23 protein-coding genes are annotated in these 21,741 nt (G+C 65.2%); 13 read left to right on the top strand and 10 right to left on the bottom strand.

What is annotated here, in order from left to right; all coding sequences use genetic code 11:
• The first annotated feature begins 18 nt into the window (after positions 1-18).
• The 6 genes from FJ959_RS02655 (at position 19) to rpsP (ending at position 5,579) form a co-directional block, all read left to right on the top strand.
• Positions 19-1,116 carry a putative zinc-binding metallopeptidase gene (locus FJ959_RS02655; protein WP_140628278.1) on the top strand — a complete coding sequence of 366 codons (1,098 nt, stop codon included), beginning with the start codon at positions 19-21 and terminating at the stop codon, positions 1,114-1,116.
• Positions 1,117-1,178: 62 nt separating this feature from the next.
• Positions 1,179-1,775 (top strand): DUF1236 domain-containing protein, encoded by a 597-nt coding sequence (locus tag FJ959_RS02660; protein WP_140559212.1) that lies wholly within the window; start codon positions 1,179-1,181, stop codon positions 1,773-1,775.
• A 172-nt stretch (positions 1,776-1,947) separates the two neighbouring features.
• The gene (locus FJ959_RS02665) at positions 1,948-2,913 is read left to right on the top strand and encodes a type II CAAX endopeptidase family protein (protein ID WP_140628279.1); all 966 of its coding nucleotides are present in this window, start codon (positions 1,948-1,950) and stop codon (positions 2,911-2,913) included.
• A 289-nt stretch (positions 2,914-3,202) separates the two neighbouring features.
• Positions 3,203-4,786: a signal recognition particle protein gene (gene ffh, locus FJ959_RS02670; RefSeq protein WP_140492163.1), complete on the top strand. Its 1,584-nt coding sequence runs from the start codon at positions 3,203-3,205 to the stop codon at positions 4,784-4,786.
• A 7-nt stretch (positions 4,787-4,793) separates the two neighbouring features.
• A complete protein-coding gene (locus FJ959_RS02675; protein ID WP_140492160.1) occupies positions 4,794-5,120 on the top strand; it encodes a chorismate mutase in 327 nt (108 codons plus the stop codon).
• 57 nt (positions 5,121-5,177) lie between these two features.
• Positions 5,178-5,579 carry a 30S ribosomal protein S16 gene (gene rpsP, locus FJ959_RS02680; protein WP_140628282.1) on the top strand — a complete coding sequence of 134 codons (402 nt, stop codon included), beginning with the start codon at positions 5,178-5,180 and terminating at the stop codon, positions 5,577-5,579.
• A gap of 84 nt (positions 5,580-5,663) precedes the next feature.
• Here the strand turns inward: rpsP and FJ959_RS02685 are convergent, their stop codons facing one another.
• On the bottom strand, positions 5,664-5,927 hold the full coding sequence (locus FJ959_RS02685; protein ID WP_140492153.1) for a glycine zipper domain-containing protein: 264 nt from the start codon (positions 5,925-5,927) through the stop codon (positions 5,664-5,666).
• Between the two features lie 276 nt (positions 5,928-6,203).
• Between FJ959_RS02685 and FJ959_RS02690 the strand changes: the two genes are divergently transcribed.
• On the top strand, positions 6,204-6,611 hold the full coding sequence (locus FJ959_RS02690; RefSeq protein ID WP_140524566.1) for an ACT domain-containing protein: 408 nt from the start codon (positions 6,204-6,206) through the stop codon (positions 6,609-6,611).
• A gap of 176 nt (positions 6,612-6,787) precedes the next feature.
• Here FJ959_RS02690 and FJ959_RS02695 read toward each other — a convergent pair whose 3' ends face one another.
• The gene (locus FJ959_RS02695; RefSeq protein ID WP_140492147.1) at positions 6,788-7,822 is read right to left on the bottom strand and encodes an aspartate-semialdehyde dehydrogenase; all 1,035 of its coding nucleotides are present in this window, start codon (positions 7,820-7,822) and stop codon (positions 6,788-6,790) included.
• Between the two features lie 463 nt (positions 7,823-8,285).
• On the opposite strand from FJ959_RS02695, the gene FJ959_RS02705 reads away from it, so the two are divergent.
• From FJ959_RS02705 to FJ959_RS02715, 3 genes are all read left to right on the top strand, one after another.
• Positions 8,286-10,148 carry a DEAD/DEAH box helicase gene (locus tag FJ959_RS02705; RefSeq protein ID WP_140514040.1) on the top strand — a complete coding sequence of 621 codons (1,863 nt, stop codon included), beginning with the start codon at positions 8,286-8,288 and terminating at the stop codon, positions 10,146-10,148.
• Between the two features lie 116 nt (positions 10,149-10,264).
• Positions 10,265-10,978 (top strand): DUF805 domain-containing protein, encoded by a 714-nt coding sequence (locus tag FJ959_RS02710; RefSeq protein WP_140628285.1) that lies wholly within the window; start codon positions 10,265-10,267, stop codon positions 10,976-10,978.
• Between the two features lie 72 nt (positions 10,979-11,050).
• A complete protein-coding gene (locus tag FJ959_RS02715; protein ID WP_140492135.1) occupies positions 11,051-11,722 on the top strand; it encodes a DUF805 domain-containing protein in 672 nt (223 codons plus the stop codon).
• Here FJ959_RS02715 and FJ959_RS02720 read toward each other — a convergent pair.
• The 5 genes from FJ959_RS02720 to FJ959_RS02740 all read right to left on the bottom strand — a co-directional run bounded on the left by FJ959_RS02720 (position 11,712) and on the right by FJ959_RS02740 (position 15,513).
• Positions 11,712-12,194, bottom strand: a complete 483-nt coding sequence (locus FJ959_RS02720) for a GNAT family N-acetyltransferase (protein ID WP_140628287.1) — start codon at positions 12,192-12,194, stop codon at positions 11,712-11,714. The two genes, FJ959_RS02715 and FJ959_RS02720, sit on opposite strands and share 11 nt — an antisense overlap.
• A 4-nt stretch (positions 12,195-12,198) precedes the next feature.
• Entirely contained in the window at positions 12,199-13,302 is a 1,104-nt protein-coding gene (gene leuB / locus FJ959_RS02725; RefSeq protein ID WP_140492129.1) for a 3-isopropylmalate dehydrogenase, read from the bottom strand.
• A gap of 248 nt (positions 13,303-13,550) precedes the next feature.
• A complete protein-coding gene (locus FJ959_RS02730; RefSeq protein WP_140625362.1) occupies positions 13,551-13,901 on the bottom strand; it encodes a VOC family protein in 351 nt (116 codons plus the stop codon).
• A 13-nt stretch (positions 13,902-13,914) separates the two neighbouring features.
• Entirely contained in the window at positions 13,915-14,298 is a 384-nt protein-coding gene (locus FJ959_RS02735) for a RidA family protein (RefSeq protein WP_140628289.1), read from the bottom strand.
• A 111-nt stretch (positions 14,299-14,409) separates the two neighbouring features.
• On the bottom strand, positions 14,410-15,513 hold the full coding sequence (locus tag FJ959_RS02740) for a saccharopine dehydrogenase family protein (RefSeq protein ID WP_140628292.1): 1,104 nt from the start codon (positions 15,511-15,513) through the stop codon (positions 14,410-14,412).
• Positions 15,514-15,639: 126 nt separating this feature from the next.
• Between FJ959_RS02740 and FJ959_RS02745 the strand changes: the two genes are divergently transcribed.
• Positions 15,640-16,068, top strand: coding sequence for an Lrp/AsnC family transcriptional regulator (locus FJ959_RS02745; RefSeq protein WP_140492118.1), 429 nt, complete (start codon positions 15,640-15,642; stop codon positions 16,066-16,068).
• Between the two features lie 40 nt (positions 16,069-16,108).
• Here FJ959_RS02745 and FJ959_RS02750 read toward each other — a convergent pair whose 3' ends face one another.
• A complete protein-coding gene (locus FJ959_RS02750; protein WP_140554771.1) occupies positions 16,109-16,594 on the bottom strand; it encodes a hypothetical protein in 486 nt (161 codons plus the stop codon).
• A 212-nt stretch (positions 16,595-16,806) separates the two neighbouring features.
• On the opposite strand from FJ959_RS02750, the gene FJ959_RS02755 reads away from it, so the two are divergent.
• Together FJ959_RS02755 and FJ959_RS02760 are read left to right on the top strand one after the other, a co-directional pair.
• Positions 16,807-17,172 (top strand): RidA family protein, encoded by a 366-nt coding sequence (locus FJ959_RS02755; protein WP_140554770.1) that lies wholly within the window; start codon positions 16,807-16,809, stop codon positions 17,170-17,172.
• 40 nt (positions 17,173-17,212) lie between these two features.
• Positions 17,213-18,448 (top strand): amidohydrolase/deacetylase family metallohydrolase, encoded by a 1,236-nt coding sequence (locus FJ959_RS02760; RefSeq protein WP_140628295.1) that lies wholly within the window; start codon positions 17,213-17,215, stop codon positions 18,446-18,448.
• Positions 18,449-18,679: 231 nt separating this feature from the next.
• Here the strand turns inward: FJ959_RS02760 and FJ959_RS02770 are convergent, their stop codons facing one another.
• Positions 18,680-20,470 carry an NAD(P)/FAD-dependent oxidoreductase gene (locus tag FJ959_RS02770; protein ID WP_140628297.1) on the bottom strand — a complete coding sequence of 597 codons (1,791 nt, stop codon included), beginning with the start codon at positions 20,468-20,470 and terminating at the stop codon, positions 18,680-18,682.
• Positions 20,471-20,665: 195 nt separating this feature from the next.
• Entirely contained in the window at positions 20,666-21,610 is a 945-nt protein-coding gene (locus tag FJ959_RS02775; protein ID WP_140492084.1) for a MurR/RpiR family transcriptional regulator, read from the bottom strand.
• Positions 21,611-21,741: the final 131 nt, after the last annotated feature.

The raw sequence follows: 21,741 nt of genomic DNA on the forward strand, positions 1-21,741 counted from the left end.
CCGTGGTCCGAGACCGAGATGAAACTCTTCGACTGTCCTCATTGCGGCCATCGTCTCTATTTCGAGAACGCCCGGTGTCTGAACTGCTCCAGTGCCGTCCTCTACGATCCGCAGCGCGCCCGCTTTGCCCTGTCCGGTGCCGACGGCGGCTCCCCATGCGCCAATGCCGACGAATGCGCCTGCAACTGGATGGCCGAGCCGGGACAGCCCTTCTGCCGCGCCTGCGCCCTCAACCAGCTGATCCCGGACCTCTCCGTCGACGGCAACCGCCGCCGCTGGATACGCGTCGAGGCGGCGAAGAAGCGCGCGGTCTATTCGCTGCTGGCTTTCGGACTGCCGGTGACGCCCAAGCAGAACCCCGCCGACGAGGCCGGCCTTGCCTTCGACTTCCTTGCCGATCCGATCGGCGGCGGCCCGGGCGGCGAGCGTATCCTCACCGGCCACGACAATGGCCTGATCACCCTCAACGTCGCCGAAGCCGACTCCGCCGAGCGCGAAAGGCGGCGCGTTGAAATGGGCGAGAATTATCGCACCTTGCTCGGCCATTTCCGCCACGAGCTCGGCCACTATTACTGGGACCGGCTGATCCGCGACAATCCGCAAAGGCTTGACGCCTTCCGCGCGCTGTTCGGCGACGAGCGCACCGGCTACGAGCAGGCATTGAAGAACCACTACGCCAATGGTGCCCCACCCGACTGGCAGCAACGCCACATCTCGCCCTATGCCACCTCTCATCCCTGGGAGGACTGGGCCGAAAGCTGGGCCCACCACCTGCACATCACCGACACGCTGGAAATGGTCCATGCGTTGAACTTCCCGCTCGGCCGGCTGGAGACGGTGGAAGCCAACGAATTGCCCCAGGGCGACACCGGGGGCATGCTACAACCAGCGCCGTCCGAACCGACACCCGCTCCCGAACCGTTCGAAAAGATCCTGTCGCGCTGGCTGGTGCTGTCGGAAGCCTCCAATTCCATCAATCGCTGCATGGGTCTGCCCGACCTCTACCCCTTCGTCATCTCGGATGTCGCGGCGCGCAAACTGGCCTTCGTTCACGACCTTCTGACCGGCCTGCCGCAAGAAACGGGAACAAATCGTGAGTTGGCTTCAACATTTTAGCTGGAACGCATGCGCCGCTCTCCCGTTTTCGCTGCCGAGGGACCATGAAACGGAGAGAAACCATGAAATCCGTATTGTTTCCCGCGGTCGCCGGAATGCTCACGCTCTTCTCGGGCGCCGCCATGGCCGACACCCCCGTCTCCGCAATCACCGATCTCAATGTCCGCGCTGGCCCGGGCCCGCAATATCCTGTCATCGGCGTGCTCGCCGCCGGCCAGTCGGCGACGCTCAATGGCTGTATCGAAAACAGCAAATGGTGCACCATCGCCGAAGCCGGTGGCCAGGGCTGGGTCTATTCGGACTATGTGACGGCTGATTTCGGCGGCAACCGGGTCGTGTTGACGCGACGTCCGCTCGGCTCCAGCGTCGCCGTCGTGTCGCCGCCCGAGGGCTATTCCACCGACTACACCGGCTCGATCATCGCCGGCGAGCCGGTCGAGGACGCCATCCCGCAGCCTCCCGCCGAAGTCAGGACCTATGTCGACACGCATCGCGTCGACCCTGTCTATCTTGAGGGCGAGGTGGTCACCGGGGCCGTTTTGCCCGAGAGTGTCGAACTGCGCGAGATCCCCGATTACGACTACCGCTACGTCTATGTGAACGGCCAGCCGGCGCTGATCGACCCGCAGACGCGGCGCATCGTCTATGTGGTCCGCTGAGGCGGATAGGACACGGGGTTAATCATCGGAGCATGCCTTTCGCCTGCCGGCAGGCAGGCGAGGGCGGCGCGAATGCGCCGAAGGCTGGCGGGGCGTATCGAATAGGAATGATTGCGCAGAACCGCCCGATCCCATAGATCATGCGACGCGAAGCACCAGCTTGCGAGAGAGCGTGATATCGGACCCTGCCGCCTTCGAGCACTATCGAAACACAGCCAACGAAAAGACGACCCTGCCGCGCCTGCTTCTCGGGACCGGGATCGTCGTCCTGTTCTGGGCCGCGTCGACGGGGGTCGTGCTGCTGGGCGGCACCTATGCCTTTTTCGCCTGGCGGACAGCGCAAGGCGCGGCTGCGCCCGCCGGCGGCATGCAGGGTTTCCTTGCGTCGCCAATCGGCATTCTCACCGCGCTCGCGTCTTTCGCCGGCATCTGGATCGGCTTGTGGATCGCCATGCGCTGGGTGCATGGCGAGAAGCTGTCGGCGCTCCTCGGCAACAGCCGTCGCATTTCGCGCTCGGGTTTCATCAAGGGACTGGTCGCGGTGTTGGTCACGTCGCTCGTGTCCGAGGTCCTGCTCTACCTGATGCAGCCCGAGATCGCGCGCGGCTCGATCGCCCTGTCGTCCTGGCTGCTGTTCCTGATCCCGATCCTGGCGCTCACTTTTCTGCAGACGTCATCGGAAGAGGTGCTGTTCCGAGGTTACCTGCTGCGCGGTCTTGCCTACCGGTTCAGGAGCCCGTTCGTCTGGGCGCTGCTGCCGGGCCTGCTGTTCACCTCGCTGCACTGGAGCGCGAACGCCTCGGCCGCCATCAACGCCTGCGTGCTGGTCTCGATCGCCGCTTTTGCACTGCTTCTGACGCTCGTCGTCTATGCCACCGGCAATCTCGGCGCGGCCCTCGGCGCCCATCTCGGCAACAATCTGACCGGCTTCCTGCTGATCTCGCATCAGGAGAGCTACAATTCCTTCGCCTTGTTTACCGCCAGACCACTCGAAGGGCCGGGCTGGGCGACGTCGGACGCGGTCCTCATCGCCATGATTGGCATCGCCTGCAGCCTGCTGACGGCCCTGCTGCTTTTGCATCCGCGCTCGCCGCTGAGCGTCTCGGCCGAACCTGCAGACGCAACGAAGGCGACTTGATTGCTGCGCGGGGAGACCGGCGGAACGGTCCTTGTCTTGACTCCGCGGCCGTTTTCCTGTCTACAGCCCCGAATTCCGCGACGAGTATCCCTCCGAGCAAGCCGACCAAGACGCCGAAGCCTCTTTGAGGCCAAGTGCTGTAAACAGATCCTGGAGGCCAACACCCGGCAGCGCTGTGCGCCCCCGGGTGCTTTTTGGTTTTGGCTTTTGCTTGCCACGAGACTTGGACACTTGGCGCGAACGCATTACCTCTCGGGCACCATCCGGTTGCCAGGGAAAAGGAAACAGAATGTTTGAATCACTTCAGGAGCGCCTTGGCTCCATCCTGAACGGCCTGACCGGCCGCGGCGCGCTGTCGGAGGCGGATGTCTCGGCGGCGCTCCGCGAGGTGCGCCGTGCGCTGCTCGAGGCCGACGTGGCGCTGGAAGTGGTGCGCTCCTTCACCGACAAGGTGCGCGAGAAGGCGGTCGGCGCGGCGGTGCTGAAGTCGATCAAGCCCGGCCAGATGGTCGTCAAGATCGTGCATGACGAGCTGGTCGACATGCTCGGCGCCGAAGGCGTCGCCGTCGACCTCAACGCACCGGCGCCTGTCGTCGTCATGATGGTCGGCCTGCAGGGTTCCGGCAAGACGACGACCTCGGCCAAGATCGCCAAGCGGCTCACCGAGCGTCAGAACAAGAAGGTCCTGATGGCCTCGCTCGACACGCGGCGCCCCGCCGCGCAGGAGCAGTTGCGCCAGCTCGGCGAGCAGGTCAAGGTGGCGACGCTGCCTGTCGTCGCCGGCCAGAACCCGGTCGATATCGCCAAGCGCGCCGTGCAGGCGGCCAGGCTCGGCGGTCACGATGTGGTCATCCTCGACACTGCCGGCCGCACCCATATCGACGAGCCGCTGATGGTCGAGATGGCCGACATCAAGAAGGTGTCGGGCCCGCACGAGATCCTGCTGGTCGCCGACTCCTTGACCGGCCAGGACGCCGTCAACCTCGCCAAGAGCTTCGACGAGCGCGTCGGCATCACCGGGCTGGTACTGACCCGCATGGACGGCGACGGCCGTGGCGGCGCCGCGCTCTCGATGCGCGCCGTCACCGGCAAGCCGATCAAGCTGATCGGCACCGGCGAGAAGATGGACGGGCTGGAGGAATTTCATCCCAAGCGCATCGCCGACCGCATTCTCGGCATGGGCGACATCGTTTCGCTTGTCGAAAAAGCCGCCGAGAACATCGACGCCGAGCAGGCGGCGGCGATGGCCAAAAAGATGCAGTCGGGCAAGTTCGACCTGAACGACCTCGCCCAGCAGCTTCAGCAGATGTCGAAAATGGGCGGCATGGGCGGCATCATGGGCATGATGCCCGGCATGGGCAAGATGAAGGACCAGATGGCCGCCGCCGGTCTCGACGACAAGATGTTCGGCCGCCAGCTCGCCATCATCTCTTCGATGACCAAGGCCGAGCGCGCCAACCCCGACATTCTCAAGCACTCGCGCAAGAAGCGCATCGCCGCCGGCTCCGGCACCGACGCGGCCGAGATCAACAAGCTCTTGAAGATGCATCGCGGCATGGCCGACATGATGAAGGCGATGGGCGGCAAGGGCAAAGGCGGCGGCCTGATGCGCGGCATGATGGGCGGGCTCGCCTCCAAGATGGGCCTCGGCGGCATGATGCCCGGTGGCATGGGCGGCATGCCTGACCTCTCCAAGATGGATCCCAAGCAGCTCGAAGCCTTGCAGAAGCAGGCGCAGGCCGCCGGCATGAAGGGCCTGCCCAGCGGCCTTCCCGGCGGCGGTGGCCTGCCCGGCTTGCCCGGCGGCATGAAGCTTCCCGGACTTCCCGGTCTCGGCGGCGGTGGTCTGCCTGGCCTCGGCAAGAAGAAGTGAGGACGCGATGAACGAGGAAAAGGACATGGCGGACGCCCGCACCATCCTGGCCGGCTACCGTGCTTCGATCGACAACATTGATGCCGCCCTCATCCACATGCTGGCCGAGCGCTTCCGCTGCACCAAGGCGGTCGGCCTGCTCAAGGCCGAGCATGGCTTGCCGCCGGCTGACCCGGCGCGCGAACAGCAGCAGATCGCCCGTCTTCGCCAGCTGGCGGACGATGCGCATCTCGACCCGGATTTCGCGGAGAAATTCCTCAATTTCGTCGTCCGCGAAGTGATCCGCCACCACGAACAGATCGCCGCTGCCAACGGCGTGACGAAAACCGGCTGAAGACAAGGATTTAGCCGCAACCCTACCAACGAAATCAGAGCTTTTAGGAGATAAGAAATGGCACTGAAGATCAGACTGGCCCGCGCTGGCTCGAAGAAGCGTCCCTACTACCACGTCGTCGTCGCCGACGCGCGCTCGCCGCGCGACGGCCGTTTCATCGAGTCGCTCGGCTCGTGGAACCCGCTGCTGCCGAAGGACGGCGAGCGCGTCAAGGTTGACGCAGAGCGCGTCAAGCACTGGCTGTCGCACGGCGCCCAGCCGACCGACCGCGTGCTGCGCTTCCTCGATGAGGCCGGCCTCGCCAAGCGCGACGCCCGTTCCAATCCGAAGAAGGCCGAGCCCGGCAAGAAGGCGCAGGAGCGCGCCGCGCTTCTAAAGAAGGCGCAGGACGACGCCGCTGCCGCCGTCGCGGCGGCTGCGGCCGCGCCGGCCGACGCGGAGCCCGCCACGGCCGAGTAATCGATCACCGATCGGCTTTTTCGAAACGGCGGGCCCTTAGCCCGCCGTTTTCTATTTTCGAATTCATTGGGCGGATGCTGCCGCTCAATAGCCGCTCGGGCAACGATCGACATAGACATGGCCGCGGCTGTCGCGATAACGGCAGCGGCCCGGTTCGCTGGCCCGCCCGATCAGCGCGCCGGCCACGGCACCGACCGCGCCGCCGACCACGGCGCCCTGGACGGGATCGCCCGCCACCGCCGCGCCGACCGCTGCTCCGCCCAGGCCGCCGACGGCCGCGCCTTTTTCCGTCTGCGAACAGGCGCCAAGCGCTGCCGTCAGCACCAGAATGGTCATGATTTTCTTCATTGTCGTTCCTCTCTCACGGGGATCGCCGTCCTCGCCGCCATGTTCCTAACTCCCAGGCGGCCGATTTGATCCCTAGACATTGAAGGCCGGCGCTTCGCCGCGCCTGCCAAGGCCATGCCGATCTCCGGCAAGCATATGAAATCGTTGATGCTCTCACGCCGCAGCGCAGTTCTCTCGCCGGGTTGTCCGTGCAGCGCGCCGGCGTGGCTATCGGCCCGCTTCGGTCGCGTATATGAAAAGCTGGCGGGCGTGGCCCGTCAGACAAGAGCAGGCGAGATGGCCGGAGAGACAGATCTGAAGACATTGCTGGCGTCGATGATGCCGCAATTGATTGCCGGCATCCATGTCTTCGCCACGCTGCCGGCGGGTGTATCGGTTCCGGAAGGACTCGAAGCGGTCATGCTGTTTCGCGAATGCGAAGGCACGACATTGATCCTGCCCGAAGACGAGGCGCAGGCAGCCGGGCTGGAAGCCGTTTTCCGCTGCCGCATGATAACGCTGAACATCCATTCGTCGCTGGAAGCCGTCGGCTTCCTCGCCGCCATCACCGCACGCCTCGCCGCCGCCGGCATGGGCGTCAATCCCGTCTCCGCCTTCTATCATGACCATCTGTTCGTGCCGGTCGACCGGGCCGAGGAAGCGATGAGGTTGCTGCGGGAACTGGCGGCGGAAAATCGGACATAGGCCGGCGCCCCCCTCATCCGCCTGCCGGCACCTTCTCCCCATATAAGGACGGGGGGAAGGTGAGCTAACGGCCGAAGGCCGAGCCCGCGACTGCGGGCCGCCGGTCGTCCGGCGCCCTCGCGGAGGGCCAGCCGCGGCAGCGGCGGTGCGGCCCGCGAGCGAAAGCCAAACAGCCGTCAGGCTGCCTTCTTCTTCGGCTGGATCAGGCCGCGCTCGACCAGCAGTTCGGCGATCTGCACTGCGTTGAGGGCGGCGCCCTTGCGCAGATTGTCGGAAACGATCCACATCGACAGGCCGTTGTCGATGGTCGAATCCTCGCGGATGCGCGAGATGAAGGTGGCGTCCTCGCCGGCCGATTCCAGCGGCGTGATGTAGCCGCCGTCCTCGCGCTTGTCCAAGACCTGGCAGCCCGGCGCCTCGCGCAGGATGTCGCGCGCCTCGTCGGCGGTGATCGGGTTCTCGAACTCGATGTTGACCGCTTCCGAATGGCCGATGAACACCGGCACGCGCACGCAGGTCGCCGTCAGCTTGATCTTGGGATCGAGCATCTTCTTGGTCTCGGCGACCATCTTCCACTCTTCCTTGGTGAAGCCGTCATCGAGGAAAACGTCGATATGCGGGATCACGTTGAAGGCGATGCGCTTGGTGAACTTCTTGACGTCGACCTGGTCGGCGACGAACACGGCGCGGGTCTGCGTGAACAGCTCGTCCATGCCTTCCTTGCCGGCGCCCGACACCGACTGGTAGGTGGCCACGACGATGCGCTTGATGGTGGCCGCGTCATGCAGCGGCTTCAGCGCCACGACGAGCTGCGCCGTCGAGCAGTTCGGGTTGGCGATGATGTTCTTGCGGGTGAACAGCGAGATCGCATCCGGGTTCACTTCCGGGACGATCAGCGGCACGTCGGCGTCGTAGCGGAAGGCCGAGGAATTGTCGATGACGACGCAGCCCTGCTTGCCGATCTTGGGTGACCATTCCTTCGAGACATTGCCGCCGGCCGACATGATGCAGATGTCGGTGTCGGAAAAGTCGTAGGTGTCGAGTGCGCGGACCTTCAGCGTGCGGTCGCCGAACGACACTTCCGTGCCCTGGCTGCGGCGCGAGGCAAGCGCCACCACTTCGCTGACCGGAAAACCGCGCTCTTCCAGTATGTTGAGCATTTCGCGGCCCACATTGCCCGTGGCGCCAACTACCGCAACCTTGAAACTCATAAAGATCTCCTATCCCTCTCCGCTTGGTTGTTGGAGAAAACCCGCCGGCCAGGTGCGGGTTCCGTCCCCCGGGCCGAACCCGGGAGAGGGTGGTCAGGCCAAGGGAATCACACCGTTTTGGTGGTGGTTTTGGCCGTTACTTTGCTGGAACGGGGGGACGCGCCGAAACGCCCGGCGCAATGATGCTCATTGCGGCTGGGGGCATCGAATGCAAGAAGAGCCATCAAAAGGCCGCGCATCGAAAAACGATCCCGTTCGAAGCGGGCTTTTACGCGGTTTGCGGCAGGAGTCAATCAGTGGTGTTTCTTCCTTCCCTCCTTGCGGGAGAAGGGAAGGCGGTGCCGCCTGCCCTGTACAAGAGCGGCGCCAGCAAGTACGAACGGGCGAGATCGTCTGGCTGGCGCTGCGCCAGCCCTGTATGTGCTCCATGATGAGCGCAAGCCCTGAATTCCGAAAGAGTGAGATGTCCAACTTCGAAGCACTTGTTCCTGCGCTGGCAAAGGCGCTGGAAAAACGCGGCTATGCCGAACTGACGCCGGTGCAGAAGGCGGTCCTGGAACTTGGCCAGGCCGACGCGCTGGTGTCGGCGCAGACCGGCTCCGGCAAGACGGTGGCCTTCGGCCTTGCCATGGCGCCGACGCTCCTCGGCGGCGCCGACCGCTTTGCCCATGCCGCGGCCCCGCTGGCGCTGGCGGTGGCGCCGACGCGCGAGCTGGCGCTGCAGGTGACGCGCGAACTGGAATGGCTCTACGAGCTGACCGGCGCCACGGTCGCCTCCTGCGTCGGCGGCATGGACATGCGCACCGAACGGCGCGCGCTGGAGCGCGGCGCCCATATCGTCGTCGGCACCCCCGGTCGGCTGCGCGACCACATCACGCGGAACTCGCTCGACATGTCGGCGCTGAAGGCGGTGGTGCTGGACGAAGCCGACGAGATGCTCGATCTCGGTTTTCGCGAGGACCTGGAATTCATCCTCGACGCCGCCCCCGCCGAGCGCCGCACGCTGATGTTTTCGGCCACCGTGCCGCGCTCCATCGCAACCCTCGCCCAGGGCTATCAACGTGACGCCGTGCGCATCTCGGCCGCCGGCGAGGAGAAGCAGCATCTCGACATCGAATACCGGGCGCTCAGCGTCGCCCAGGCCGATCGCGAGAACGCCATCATCAATGTGCTGCGTTTCTACGAGGCGAAAAACGCGCTGGTGTTCTGCAACACCCGTGCCGCCGTCAACCATCTCACCGCACGCTTCAACAACCGCAATTTTTCAGTCGTCGCGCTCTCGGGCGAGCTCAGCCAGAACGAACGCAGCCACGCGCTGCAGGCGATGCGCGATGGCCGCGCCAAGGTCTGCATCGCCACCGACGTCGCGGCGCGCGGCATCGACCTGCCCAATCTGGAGCTGGTCATCCATGCCGACCTGCCGACCAACCCGGAAACGCTGCTGCACCGAAGCGGCCGCACCGGACGCGCGGGTCGCAAGGGCGTCAGCGCGCTGATCGTGCCCAACAGCGCCCGCAGGCGAACCGAACGCCTGCTGGCGAGCGCAAAGCTGACCGCGACATGGGCAAGTCCGCCATCCGCCGACGACGTGATCCGCCGCGATGACGAGCGCATCCTTGCCGATCCCACCTTCGATGAACCGGTGAAGGACGACGAACGCGGCTTCATCGACGCGCTTCTCGCCAAGCACGGCGCCGAGCAGGTGACGGCCGCCTTCGTGCGGCTGTGCCGCTCGAGCCGCTCGGCGCCAGAGGATCTGATGGACGTCGCGCCGTTCACGCCGTCGCGTGAAAGACCGGCGGGCGAAAACTTCGCGCGCCGCGACGAGGCGCCCAGCCGCCGCGACGATTTCGGCGCCAGCGTCTGGTTTTCGCTGTCGGTCGGGCGCCGGCAGAATGCCGAGCCACGCTGGCTGATTCCGATGCTGTGCCGCACCGGCAGCATCACCAAGCGCGAGATCGGCGCCATCAAGATGCAGCCGGAAGAGACCTTCGTGCAGATCGCCGCCGACTGGGCCGACCGTTTCCTCGCCGCCGTTGGTCCCGACCGCAAATTGCAGGGTAACATCGTGGTGAAACGGCTGGACGGCATGCCGGACCTGTCGCGCGCCGGCTACCAGCCGCCAGGTCCGGACAAGAAACCGCATCGCGGCAAGGCGCCGTTCGACCCGAACGCGCCGAAGCGCAAATTCGAGAAGCGCGCGCCGGCTGGCGACCAGCGCCCCGCCGCATCTGACGCGAAGCCCTGGGCGAAAAAGCCGGGCAAGCCGAAATTCGACAACGCCGGACCGCCGAAACCCAAGAAGGCGAAGAAGCGGCCGAGCTGAGATCTCCCGGCCATGTCGTCACGATGGCTGCCGCGCCAGCCGTCGCATTTTCATGCTGCCCCTTGCGATCCGCCGGAATTTTGAACAGTCTGGTCGGGCGTTCGGGGGATCGGGGCATGCGCGGCGAAGTTCTTCACTATGACGAGACCCAGGGCTTCGGCTTCATCACCGGGGCGGATGGTGAGCGCTATACTTTCGCGCGTGAGGATCTGCGCCGCGAAATCGCAATTGCCCGAGGCACGGCCGTTGAATTCCAGCCCGGCGGCGGCCAGGCGCGCGACATCTTCCCGGCCAGCGCCCAATCCGCGCCTCCAACCGGCGTGGCCGCCGGCGCCCATGCGCGAACCGGTGCGTCCGTCTCTTCCGCTGCTCAAATCGCACAGCCGCGGCATTTTGGCCGCGCCGCCAGCACCGGGCAGGCCGAGCCCGGCCTGTGGGGTCATTTCTGGCGCGGCATCACCGAGAATTATTTCAACTTCACCGGCCGCGCCCGCCGCAAGGAATACTGGGCCTATTGCCTGTTCTGGTTCGTCGCGCTGCTGGCAGTGACCGGCATCGGCATTTTCGCCGATGCCGCGATGGGCAATCTCGACGACGCTGAAATGCCGGCGGTAACGATTGGCCTGTTCGGCCTTTTCCTACTTGCGACCTTTCTGCCTGGCCTCGGCATGACCGTGCGTCGTCTGCACGATATCGGCCTGACCGGCTGGCTTTTCCTGGTGATCCTGATCCCCACCATCGGCAGCCTGATCATCCTGGTCTTCGCGCTCATCCCGACCCAGGCCCGGGAGAACCAGTGGGGACCGGTGCCGGCGGGCGCCAGAACGTAGCCCTGCGTGCGTATTGCAATTACATGCAACTTTAAGTAGCGTCTCGCGACGCAATGTGAAATGGGGCAGAGCATGCGCGGGACGGTGTTCCACTATGACGAAGGCCAGGACTACGGCTACATCAACGGAACCGACGGCAAACGCTACATCTTTTCCCGTATCGATTTCAGCCTGGAACTGCCCCTCGGCAGGGGTACCCTTGTCGAGTTCCAGCCGGGCGACGGCACGGCGCACAACATTGTCGCCACGGCCTCGGCCGCATCGTCGTCAACCACCGGTCAGCCACGGCAGACCAGCCGTTCTGCCCGAAGCCGGCCCGCCTACTCCACAGGGCTGTGGGCTTATTTCTGGCGCGCGGTGATCGCGGATTATGGCAATTTCACCGGACGCTCCCGCCGCAAGGAATTCTGGGCCTTCTGGCTATTCTACACCCTCGGGGTGCTCGCGCTTTTCGGCTTCGGGATACTTGTTGAACTGGCGATCAACGGCTTCGAAACCAACGCGGACAGGACGCCGATGGGGTTCATAGGGTTCATACCCCTACTGGTGTTCTTTTCGGGATTGATCCTGCCTTGCATTGCGCTCCTCGTACGGCGTGCGCATGACGCCGGCCTGAGCGGCTGGTTTGCCCTGCTTTGCTTCATCCCGCTCATTGGCGGCATCGCCGTGCTAGTCTTCGGGCTTATGCCGCCTCAGCTGGGCGAAAATCCTTGGGGACCGGTGCCGGCGGGCGTCAGGGTCTGACCGCCCCCAGCGCCTCGCCCGAAAGCCTGAGAAAGATCTTCTGGCCGTGGCGTTCGGCGCCAAGCCGGTCGTAGAAGCGCAGCGCGCCTTCGTTCCAGTCCTCGGTGGTCAGGTCGATGCGGCCGATGCCGTTGCGCCGGCAATGGTCGGCGAGAAAGCCGACCAGCGCCCGGCCGACGCCGGCGTTGCGAGCCTTGTCGTGCACGAACAGATCCTTGAGGAACAATAGCCGCTCGAGGTCGATGCCGGGATGCGCGATCGCTACCGACGCCAGGCCGCTGATCTCGGCCCCGATGAAGGCCAGCGCGAAATGCGGATAGGCCGGGCTTTCCTCATCCAGCCATTTGCGTGCCGCCGACAAGGCGCGCTCGTGGTAGAGCGGCGGCTGCCGGTAGTGCACCGCCATGTCGCACAGCATTGTGGCGAGCGCCGTCGCGTCGCCGGTCGTCGCCCAGCGGACGTCGACCGTCATGGGCTCAGCCCAGGAACTTGGCGATGATCGCGTCGCCCATCTCGACCGTGCCGACCTCGGTCATGCCAGCCGAGAGGATGTCCTTGGTGCGCAGCCCGTCGTCCAGCACGGCAGCGATTGCCGCTTCGAGCTTGTCGGCTTCATCGACCATGGCGAAGGAATAGCGCAGGCACATGGCGAAGGAAGCGATCATGGCGATCGGGTTGGCGATGCCCTTGCCGGCGATATCGGGCGCCGAACCGTGCACCGGCTCGTAAAGCGCCTTGCGCTTCTTGGTCTTGGCATCAGGCGCGCCGAGCGAGGCGGAAGGCAGCATGCCGATCGAGCCGGTCAGCATGGCGGCGATATCGGACAGCATGTCGCCGAACAGGTTATCGGTGACGATGACGTCGAACTGCTTGGGCCAGCGCACCAGTTGCATGCCGCCGGCATCGGCCAGCATGTGGTCGAGCTTGACGTCGGAATATCGGGCCTTGTGGGTCTGGGTGACGACCTCGTTCCACAACACGCCGGACTTCATGACGTTGCGCTTTTCCATCGAGGTGACATGGTTCTTGCGCGTGCGTGCCAATTCGAAGGCGACGCCCGAAATGCGCTCGATCTCGAATGTGTCGTAGACCTGGGTGTCGATGCCGCGCTTCTGGCCGTTGCCGAGATCGATGATCTGCTTGGGCTCGCCGAAATAGACGCCGCCGGTCAGTTCGCGCACGATCAATATGTCGAGGCCTTCGACCACCTCTTGCTTCAGCGAGGAGGACGCCGCCAGCGCCGGATAGCAGATCGCGGGCCTGAGATTGGCAAACAGCTCCATGTCCTTGCGCAGGCGCAGCAGGCCGGCCTCGGGGCGAACCTCGTAAGGCACGGCATCCCATTTCGGACCGCCGACGGCGCCGAACAGCACGGCGTCGGCGGCAACAGCCTTTTCCATGTCGGCATCGGAAATCGCGGCACCATGTGCATCGTAGGCGCAGCCGCCGACCAGCCCCTCGTCGGTGGCGAAGCCGCTGCCGAGCTTCTCGTTCATGGCCGCTATCAGCTTCTTGACCTCGGCCATGGCCTCGGGGCCGATGCCGTCGCCGGGAAGCAGGAAGAGATGTTTCGAAGCCATGGAGAGCCGTCCCAGAAAGAATGCGTTTCGATTTTGCACAGCATCCTTCGCGCGCCAATGAGGCGCGCGGCGCTGTGCGACCGCGGCCTTGCTAACCGCCAAGTGGTTGCGACGCAAGGAGGAACAATTGGCGAAGGCGGCTAAGTGCGTAATCTCCCCCCTTGAGGGGGAGATGGCCGGCAGGCCAGAGGGGGGCGCTGTCCGCCAACATGTCCAGGCCTGCAGTCGCCTCGGCGCTTTGCAGATATTCACCGATGCGAGAGAATGTTGACCAGCCGACCGAAAGGATCGCGCACATAGAAGCGCCGCACGCCCCAGGGCTCGTCGGCCGGTCCGTATTCGATGGCGAAGCCGGCTGCCTTCATGGCGTCGAGTGCGGCATCAACGTCGTCGACCTCGATCGACAGGTCCGGCACCGGCGTGCCCGACCCGCCTTGCGCCATGAAGCTGACCTGTACCTGCATCCTTTCCTCGGACCCGTAGGTGACGATCCAGCCTTGATCCATGAGCATATCGAGGCCGAGCAGGTCGTGGTAGAAGCGCCTCGCCGATGCCGCATCCTTTGTTTCGATATTGGCTACGATGCGCCGCACCTTCATGGCATTGGCCTCCTCAGTCTGTGCGCCGCAGCGCCGTCACCTCGATTTCGATCTTCATCTCCGGCCTGTTGAGCTGGCACACGATCATCGTTGCCGCCGGCCTGATCTCGCCGAACGCTTCGCCGAGAATGGGGAACACCACGTCGACGAAGGCCCGGTCGGTTATGTAGTAATGCGCGCGCACCACATCCTTCATGCCGAAGCCGCCGTCCAGCAAGGCACTGGCGATGGTTGCCAGGCAGTTGCGCGTCTGCGCCTCGACGGTTTCCGGCATCGTCATCGAGGCATAGTCATAGCCGGTCGTTCCGGACACGAAACACCAGTCGCCCTGCACCACGGCGCGCGAATAGCCGGCGATCTTCTCGAAGGGCGAACCGGTGGAGATCAGCTTTCGCATGGCATCCTCGCAAAGGGGTGTTGGCAACCACTTTGCGGGCAAAAGCCTCGCGCGGCCATAGGCCAGACGGAGCTGGCCGTTGTCCCGATGACCTTGATCGTCCGCTGGGCCTCAGCTCGCCAGCCGGCTGACCATCTCGTGCTGGGCGTAGGCCCGGCCGAAGCGGTTGGCGAGGAAGGCGTCGAGCGCGATGTCCTCCTGCTTGACGAAGCCGGTCGCCGGCAAGGTACCGTCGGCCAGCATGTCGAGCACGGCGCAGATTCCGGATGCCGTGGTGATCTGGATGGCGCTGCGCACCGTCTGGCCGACCCGCTTCGAATAGATCTTGTTGGCGTAGGTCTCCTGCAGCAGGCGGCCGTTCTTGCGCCCCGAGACGGTGACGAAGACGATGACCACGTCCTGCAGCGTCGCTGGCAGTGCGCTTTCGAATATGTCCTTCAGCACCTCGCGGCGGTGGCGCAGGCCGAGGTCGTTGAGCAGCGCCTTCATGATGGCGGCGTGGCCGGGATAGCGGATGGTGCGATAGTTGAGCGTGCGCACCTTGCCCTTCAGCGTCTCGGCCAGCGTGCCGAGCCCGCCGGAGGTGTTGAAGGCCTCGTAGGTCACCCCGTCGAGCGAGAATTCCTCACGCTCCTCCAGCGGCGGCACCTCGACCAGCTCGCCCTCGACGATCGCCTCGCAGGGCTCGCAATATTCGTTGATGACGCCGTCGGTGCTCCAGGTCAGATTGTAGTTCAGCGCGTTCGAAGGATATTGCGGCAGCGCGCCGACCCGCATGCGCACGCTCTCCAGCGTATCGAAACGGCTGGCGAGGTCGTTGGCGACGATCGAGATGAAGCCCGGCGCCAGCCCGCATTGCGGGATGAAGGCGTTGTTGGCCGAACGCGCCAGTTCCTTCACGCGCCGGGTCGAGACGACGTCCTCGGTGAGGTCGAGATAATGCACGTCGGCGCTTGCGGCGGCTTCGGCGATGCGCGTGGTCAGATGGAACGGGGCGGCGCTGAGCACCGCGAACTTGCCGGCGAGCGCAGCTTCCAGCCTGCCCGCGGCCGCGATGTCGAGTTCCAGCGTCTCGACCCCGTCAGGCAGTTCGGCCGCGGCAAGCTGCGCGGCCGAGCGGTCAACGAGAGTGACGTGATAGTCCCCGGTTGAAAACAGCATCTCGGCAATGGTCGAGCCGATCTTGCCGGCGCCAACGACAACAATTTTCTTCATGACCCGGTTCCCTCGCCCGACAGTTGATTTGTCCCGCTACAATCGCGGCTTGCCGGACGAAAGCAAGCGTGGAATTGTACGAAATGAAGTACCCTTTTTGTCGATATGCCGACCAGGTTCGTTGAAATGCTCAGTGATGCCGACCAGGCCCTGCTTGCCCTGTTGCGCGAGAACGCCCGCGCCTCGACCGCCGCTCTGGCGCGCCGGCTCGGCGTGTCGCGCACCACGGTGCAGAGCCGCATCGAACGGCTGGAGCAGCGCGGCATCATCGCCGGCTACGGCGTCAAGCTTGCGCCCGATTATGAACAGGGACTGGTGCGGGCGCATGTGCTGCTCACCGTGACGCCCAAGCTCGCCGACAAGGTGGTGCGCAGCCTGCGCGCCCTGGCGCCGGTCAGGACGCTGCATTCGGTGAGCGGCAATTTCGACATGATCGTCATCGCCGACGCGCCGTCGATCAAGGACCTGGACACGCTGCTCGACCAGATCGGCGCCCTCGAAGGCGTCGAACGGACGTCGTCATCGATCATCCTGTCGACGCGGATCGATCGCTAGAGCACTTGGGCCACAGACGATCTGGATGAAGGCGCCCGCCTCAGCCTCCCAGCGGATAGGGCATGTAGCCGACGAAGCCCGCGATCTTCCAGCTGCCGCCGACCGTCCTGCAGAAATACAGCGTCTGCCATTTCAGCCGATCGACGCCGCCATCCGCCTTGGCGACGGTGCCGTCGAATTTCTTGTGCAGCACGGCGCGGTCGCCGTCGACATCAATGTCGCGCAGATTGGTGACGCGGAACAGCGCCTCGCGCAGCGGCTCGGCGAATTTGGTCGCCGCCGTTTCCTTGGCCTGGCGCAGCCACTCGTCGCGATAGATCTCCAGCCGCGGGAACTGCAGCCGCCAAGCGTCGGCGTTGGCAAGAAAATGCGCGTGCATGCCGAAGAAGCTTTCGGCGATGAAATCGTCCTCGACCATGGACCAGTCCTGACCGATGAAGGCATCGATGTCGCGCCGCACCAGCATCTCCCAGAGGGCGTGGCGGTCGGCATCACCTGATGGAAACGGGTTCTTGTCGAAGGTCATTCTCGGTTCTCCGCTCTGGAAATGCGCCCGTCCGTTTCAAGCCCGGCCGGCGAGCGCGCACGATGCAAGCGCTTCTGTAATAAAGCAACATGGATTTCCAGGAATGTTGCTTTCCAACAAGGCCTCTATCGGGATCGCCTCGATCGGGGTAAATCTCGGCCGAAGCGGGCGCTCCCATCGTGTCCCGTCATAGCATCAGAGGAGGTCCGCTCTTGCCCAAGCAATGTTTTGGAACGTCGCATGTCCCGCTGTCACCCGCGGTGCGGGCCGGCGACTTCGTCTATATCTCGGGCCAGGTGCCGGTCGGCGGCGACGGCATCGTGGTCAGGGGCGGCATATCGGAACAGACGGAGCAGGTGCTTTCCAATGTCAAGGCGGCGCTGGCGCTGGCCGGCTGCACCATGGACGATGTGGTCAAGACCACCGTCTGGCTGGAGGACGCGCGCGACTTCGGCGCCTTCAACGCCGTCTATGCGAGGCATTTCCCGAAGAACCCGCCGGCCCGCACCACGGTCGAATCGCGGCTGATGATCGACATCAAGGTCGAAGTGGAAGCCGTCGCTTACCGGCCGCTCTGACGGCCGTCGGCGGGGATGGAACGAAGCGGAGGCGCGCCCGATGCAATTTGATCTTCTGTTCAAGGGCGGGCGGCTGATCGATCCGGCGGCCGGGCTCGACGCGCCGCGCGATCTTGCCATCGCCAATGGCCGCGTCGCCGCCATCGACGCCGACATTCCCGCCGACCGCGCGGCCAGCGTCATCGATGCCAAGGGCTGCATCGTGGCGCCCGGCCTCGTCGACCTGCACAGCCACGTCTATTGGGGCGGCACCTCGCTCGGCGTCGATGCCGACCGGCTGGCGGCCAAGAGCGGCACCACCACCTTCATTGATGCCGGCAGTGCCGGCGCCGGCAATTTCCTCGGCTTTCGCCGTCATGTCATGGAGCGCTCGAAGGTGCGCATCCTGGCCTATGTCAACATCTCCTTCGCCGGCATTTTCGGCTTCTCGCAGACCGTCTCGGTCGGCGAGTGCAGCGATCTCAGGCTCTGCGAACCGCGCGAAGTGGTGGCGGCGGTGCGCGAGCACGCGGACGTCGTCGTCGGCGTCAAGGTCCGCTCCGGCAAGCATGCCGGCGGCACCAGCGGCATCGCGCCGGTCGATCTGGCGCTGGAGGCGGCCGACAAATCCGGTCTGCCGCTGATGGCGCACATAGACGAGCCGCCGCCCGGGCGCTCGGAAGTGCTGCCGCGCCTGCGCAGGGGCGATATTCTCACCCATTGCTTCCGGCCGTTTCCCAACGCGCCGGTCTTCGCCTCCGGCGCCGTGCGGCCCGACATGCGGCTGGCGCGCGAGCGCGGCGTCATCTTCGATCTCGGCCACGGCATGGGCTCGTTCGACTTCGAGGTCGCTCGCGCCATGCTGGCCGAAGGGCTGGCGCCCGACGTCATCTCGAGCGACGTGCATCTCTACTGCGTCGACGGTCCGGCCTTCGACATACTGGTGTGCATGTCGAAGCTGCTGGCGCTCGGCATGCCGCTGGTCGAGGTGTTGCGCGCCGCCACCCAAGCGGCGGCGCAGGCGATCGCGCGGCCTGATCTGGGCACGCTCAAGGTCGGAACCGCCGGCGACGTCGCGCTGCTGCGGCAGCATTCCGGCCGCTTCACCTTCATCGACGCAGTCGGCGCCTCGCTGGTCGCCGACCAGCGGCTGGTCTGCGAAGGCATCGCCATCGGCGGCGCCTGGTGGCCGAACGAGACGATGAACGATGCCGGCGATACCGAGCGTTTCGAGGCGCATGTGGGGCATACGCATGTCGAGGTCGCGGCCAGGCATTTTGGGCACCGGCATGATTGATTGATCTCGGTAGCACTGCGCCGCCTGTCTTGCCGCGGCGGCGCGTTTGGCGAACGGCTTCCCCCACTCCGTCGCTGCTCCGCAGCGCCACCTCTCCCCCCTCCGGAGGGAGAGGAAGGGAGCCTCCCGGCATAAGCTCGCGCCCTTCCTCTCCCCCGTCGATCGGGGGAGAGGTGTCGAGCGAAGCTCGACGGAGTGGGGTCGACCTTCCCTCGAAGCAACGCTTCCGCTTCACCGTCGCGCGTTGCTGACCGCCCCGTAAACCGGCGTATCAATCCCCTCCATCCGCGCCTTGATCTGCAGCGCCACATATTTCGAATAGAAGCGCGAGAGCGCCAGATTGCCGCCGTGGAACCACAGCCCTTCCTGCGCCGTCGGTTTCCACATGTTGCGCAATTCGCCCTGCCATGGCCCGGGATCGCCCTTGACGCCGGAACCGAGACCCCAGCACGGGCCGACCCTGTCGGCGACCTCGCGCGAGACGATTTGCGCCACGGTTTCATTCATCGACTGATAGCCGGTGCAGGCGATGATGGCGTCGGCTTCAAGTTCGCTGCCGTCCTCGAAGAGAATGCCTTTCGCCGTCAGCGACTTGATCGCCACGCCGCTGCGGATGCCGATCTTGCCGTCGATGATCAGGTCCGAAGCGCCGACATCGATGTAGTAGCCGGAGCCGGTGCGGTAGGCCTTCATCAGCAGGCCTGTCTCGTCGTCGCCGAAGTCGAGGGCGAACCCGGCGGCGCGAAGCCGATCGTAAAAAGCCGCATCGCGCGCGCGGATGACGTCGTAGAGCGCCCGCTGGCCCTTGGGCACCAGCGCGAAGGGCGTCGAGGCGACGATCATGTCGGCCTTTTCGGTGGTGATGCCGCGCGCCAGCGCGTTCTCCGAAAAGATCTCGAAACCGACTTCCATCAGCGTGTCCGATTTGACCACGGTCGTCGGCGAACGCTGGATCATGGTGACCTCGGCGCCGCTTTCCCAGAGATCGACGCAGACATCGTGCCCGGAGCTCGCCGCGCCGATGACCGCGGTCTTTTTGCCGCGGAACTTCTCGCCGCTGGAATACTGGCTGGAATGCAGCAGCTCGCCCTTAAAGTCACCGGCGCCCGGCAGGTCGATCGGCCGCGCCGGACCGTAGGCGCCGGTGGCGAAGACGATGTGCTTGGGCTTCAGCGTGATGTGCTGGCCGACGCGGTCCACGACCACGGTCCAGACCTTCTCGGCCTCGTTATAGCTGGCGCTGACGCATCTGGTGGCCACCCAATAGTTGAGTTCCATGACGCGCGTGTACATTTCCAGCCAGTCGCCCATCTTGTCCTTGGGCGTGAAGACGGGCCAATTGTCGGGAAACGGAATGTAAGGCAGATGGTCGTACCAGACCGGATCGTGCAGCACGAGCGTGCGGTAGCGCTTGCGCCAGGAATCGCCCGGCCGGGCATTCTTCTCGATGACGATCGAGGGCACGCCGAGCTGCCTGAGCCGCGCGCCCAGCATGATGCCGCCCTGGCCGCCGCCGATGACCAGGCAATAGGGCTGCTCGGAAGCGCCGAGCTCGCGGGTCTCGCGCGCGCGCGCCTCCGACCAGGTCTCGCGCTCCGGGTCGGCCTTGTGGCGCACGCCCAGCGGCCGCGTCGCGCCCTTGCGCTCCTCGAATCCTTTCAGGTCGGTCATTGCCGTGAACAATGTCCGGCAGCGGCCGTCGCGCAGGCGCATGATGCCCTGGCCCGAGGCCACGGCGGTCTCGAAGGTGAACCAGGCCTCGATTATCCCCTCGTCCGAGGTGGCTTCGCCGGTGAGCTGCCATCTTGCCGGCCGCGTCGCTGCCAGCGTCGCCTTCAGCATGTCGGCGATCGCCTCGCGCCCTTCCATCGTGGTGACGTTCCAGGTGAAGGTCAGGAGGTCACGCCAGTAGCAATCGTCGACGAACAGGTTGGCCGCGGCCGCTATGTCACCGGCTTCGAGCGCCTTGTCGAAAGCGCCGAGCCATGCGGCTGCCTGTTGCGATGGTGCTATTTCGAGCATTTGTTTCCCTCTTTTTCGCGTTGGCGCTGTCCGGTGTTCCCTTCTCCCCTTGTGGGAGAAGGTGGCCTCGCGGAGCGAGGTCGGATGAGGGGTGCTCCAGCTCGGGACGGCCGGCACTCCGTCACCCACCCCTCAACCGTCTCGGCGCTGCGCGCCGATCCACCTTCTCCCACAAGGGGAGAAGGGAAAAGCCTCCTAATCCCCGAGCGGCTCCATCTCCTTGCCGGTGCGGTGGATCTGGGCATTGTATTTGATGCGGCGGACCGTCTCGCGGGCCGAGCCGTCGAGCTTGTAGGCGGCAGCCACCGCCATGAGGTCGATCATGGCCAAAAAGGCGAAGCGCGATGCCGTCGGCTTCAGCGTATCGGGATATTCCGGCACCGCTACGGTCAGCCTGACGTCGCCGACGCGCGCGAGCTCGGTGTCGGGCGCCGTCACGCAGATGGCATTGGCGCGGTAGTGCTTGGCGAGTTCGACCGCCTCGATCACCTCGCGCGTGCGCCCCGTCGCCGAAATGGCGATCACCAGGTCGCCGGGCTTCAAGGTCGAGGCGGTCATGCGCATGAGATAAGGGTCGCATTGCGCGCTGATCGATATGCCGTAGCGAAACAGCCGGTATTGCGTTTCCTGCGCCAGCGCCGAGGAACTGCCGCCCAGTCCGAACACCGTAACCTGGCGCGCCTTGGCGATCAGCTCGGCGGCCTTCTGCAGCTGGACCGGATCGAGCTGCCGCTCGGCCTCCTGCAGCGCCCGCCGCGCTTCGCCGAACACCGCGTTCCAGAACGGCATGCCGGTGTCGTTCTCCCTGGCTGGCGAAGTGTCCAGATAGAGCGCGCCGACGACGAGGCTCTGCGCCAGCTTCAGCTTGAAATCACGCACGCCCTCGCAGCCGATGGCGCGGCAGAAGCGGGTCACCGTCGGTTCGCTGACGCCGGCACGCTGGGCAAGGGCGGCGTTGGAGGCATCGACCGCGTATTTGACGTCGTCGAGCACGACATCGGCGACGCGGCGCTCGGCCGGACGCAGTTCGGCATAGGTATCCTTGACCAGCGAGATGATGTCGGGAATGCGCCGCACAGGCTCACCCCCGTCCGCCTCGCCATCCGTCATCAGGTTTTCCCGGCTGTCAGCTTCGGTCATGAAGTGGCCTTCCCTGGTCCCTTGTCGACCTCTTACCATGCTTGCACGCTGTCGTTCCATGTGCACGGCCCCGCTGCAACTGCTGCGTGCCGTTGCGGCATGTCACCCGGCTTTGCCCATCTGCAACGCCC

The sequence above is a fragment of the Mesorhizobium sp. B2-2-4 genome, assembly GCF_006442375.1.
Taxonomy (GTDB): domain Bacteria; phylum Pseudomonadota; class Alphaproteobacteria; order Rhizobiales; family Rhizobiaceae; genus Mesorhizobium.

Excerpts from the sequence above, each read along its gene's own strand:
- FJ959_RS02715 (WP_140492135.1), top strand. The coding sequence starts at position 11,051 with ATGCGCGGGACGGTGTTCCACTATGACGAAGGCCAGGACTACGGCTAC.
- FJ959_RS02690 (WP_140524566.1), top strand. The coding sequence starts at position 6,204 with ATGGCCGGAGAGACAGATCTGAAGACATTGCTGGCGTCGATGATGCCG.
- FJ959_RS02770 (WP_140628297.1), bottom strand. The coding sequence starts at position 20,470 with ATGCTCGAAATAGCACCATCGCAACAGGCAGCCGCATGGCTCGGCGCT.
- leuB (WP_140492129.1), bottom strand. The coding sequence starts at position 13,302 with ATGGCTTCGAAACATCTCTTCCTGCTTCCCGGCGACGGCATCGGCCCC.
- FJ959_RS02675 (WP_140492160.1), top strand. The coding sequence starts at position 4,794 with ATGAACGAGGAAAAGGACATGGCGGACGCCCGCACCATCCTGGCCGGC.
- FJ959_RS02750 (WP_140554771.1), bottom strand. The coding sequence starts at position 16,594 with ATGACCTTCGACAAGAACCCGTTTCCATCAGGTGATGCCGACCGCCAC.
- FJ959_RS02760 (WP_140628295.1), top strand. The coding sequence starts at position 17,213 with ATGCAATTTGATCTTCTGTTCAAGGGCGGGCGGCTGATCGATCCGGCG.
- FJ959_RS02705 (WP_140514040.1), top strand. The coding sequence starts at position 8,286 with ATGTCCAACTTCGAAGCACTTGTTCCTGCGCTGGCAAAGGCGCTGGAA.
- FJ959_RS02710 (WP_140628285.1), top strand. The coding sequence starts at position 10,265 with ATGCGCGGCGAAGTTCTTCACTATGACGAGACCCAGGGCTTCGGCTTC.
- FJ959_RS02745 (WP_140492118.1), top strand. The coding sequence starts at position 15,640 with ATGCTCAGTGATGCCGACCAGGCCCTGCTTGCCCTGTTGCGCGAGAAC.
- FJ959_RS02735 (WP_140628289.1), bottom strand. The coding sequence starts at position 14,298 with ATGCGAAAGCTGATCTCCACCGGTTCGCCCTTCGAGAAGATCGCCGGC.
- FJ959_RS02685 (WP_140492153.1), bottom strand. The coding sequence starts at position 5,927 with ATGAAGAAAATCATGACCATTCTGGTGCTGACGGCAGCGCTTGGCGCC.
- ffh (WP_140492163.1), top strand. The coding sequence starts at position 3,203 with ATGTTTGAATCACTTCAGGAGCGCCTTGGCTCCATCCTGAACGGCCTG.
- rpsP (WP_140628282.1), top strand. The coding sequence starts at position 5,178 with ATGGCACTGAAGATCAGACTGGCCCGCGCTGGCTCGAAGAAGCGTCCC.
- FJ959_RS02730 (WP_140625362.1), bottom strand. The coding sequence starts at position 13,901 with ATGAAGGTGCGGCGCATCGTAGCCAATATCGAAACAAAGGATGCGGCA.
- FJ959_RS02695 (WP_140492147.1), bottom strand. The coding sequence starts at position 7,822 with ATGAGTTTCAAGGTTGCGGTAGTTGGCGCCACGGGCAATGTGGGCCGC.
- FJ959_RS02660 (WP_140559212.1), top strand. The coding sequence starts at position 1,179 with ATGAAATCCGTATTGTTTCCCGCGGTCGCCGGAATGCTCACGCTCTTC.
- FJ959_RS02740 (WP_140628292.1), bottom strand. The coding sequence starts at position 15,513 with ATGAAGAAAATTGTTGTCGTTGGCGCCGGCAAGATCGGCTCGACCATT.
- FJ959_RS02775 (WP_140492084.1), bottom strand. The coding sequence starts at position 21,610 with ATGACCGAAGCTGACAGCCGGGAAAACCTGATGACGGATGGCGAGGCG.
- FJ959_RS02720 (WP_140628287.1), bottom strand. The coding sequence starts at position 12,194 with ATGACGGTCGACGTCCGCTGGGCGACGACCGGCGACGCGACGGCGCTC.
- FJ959_RS02655 (WP_140628278.1), top strand. The coding sequence starts at position 19 with ATGAAACTCTTCGACTGTCCTCATTGCGGCCATCGTCTCTATTTCGAG.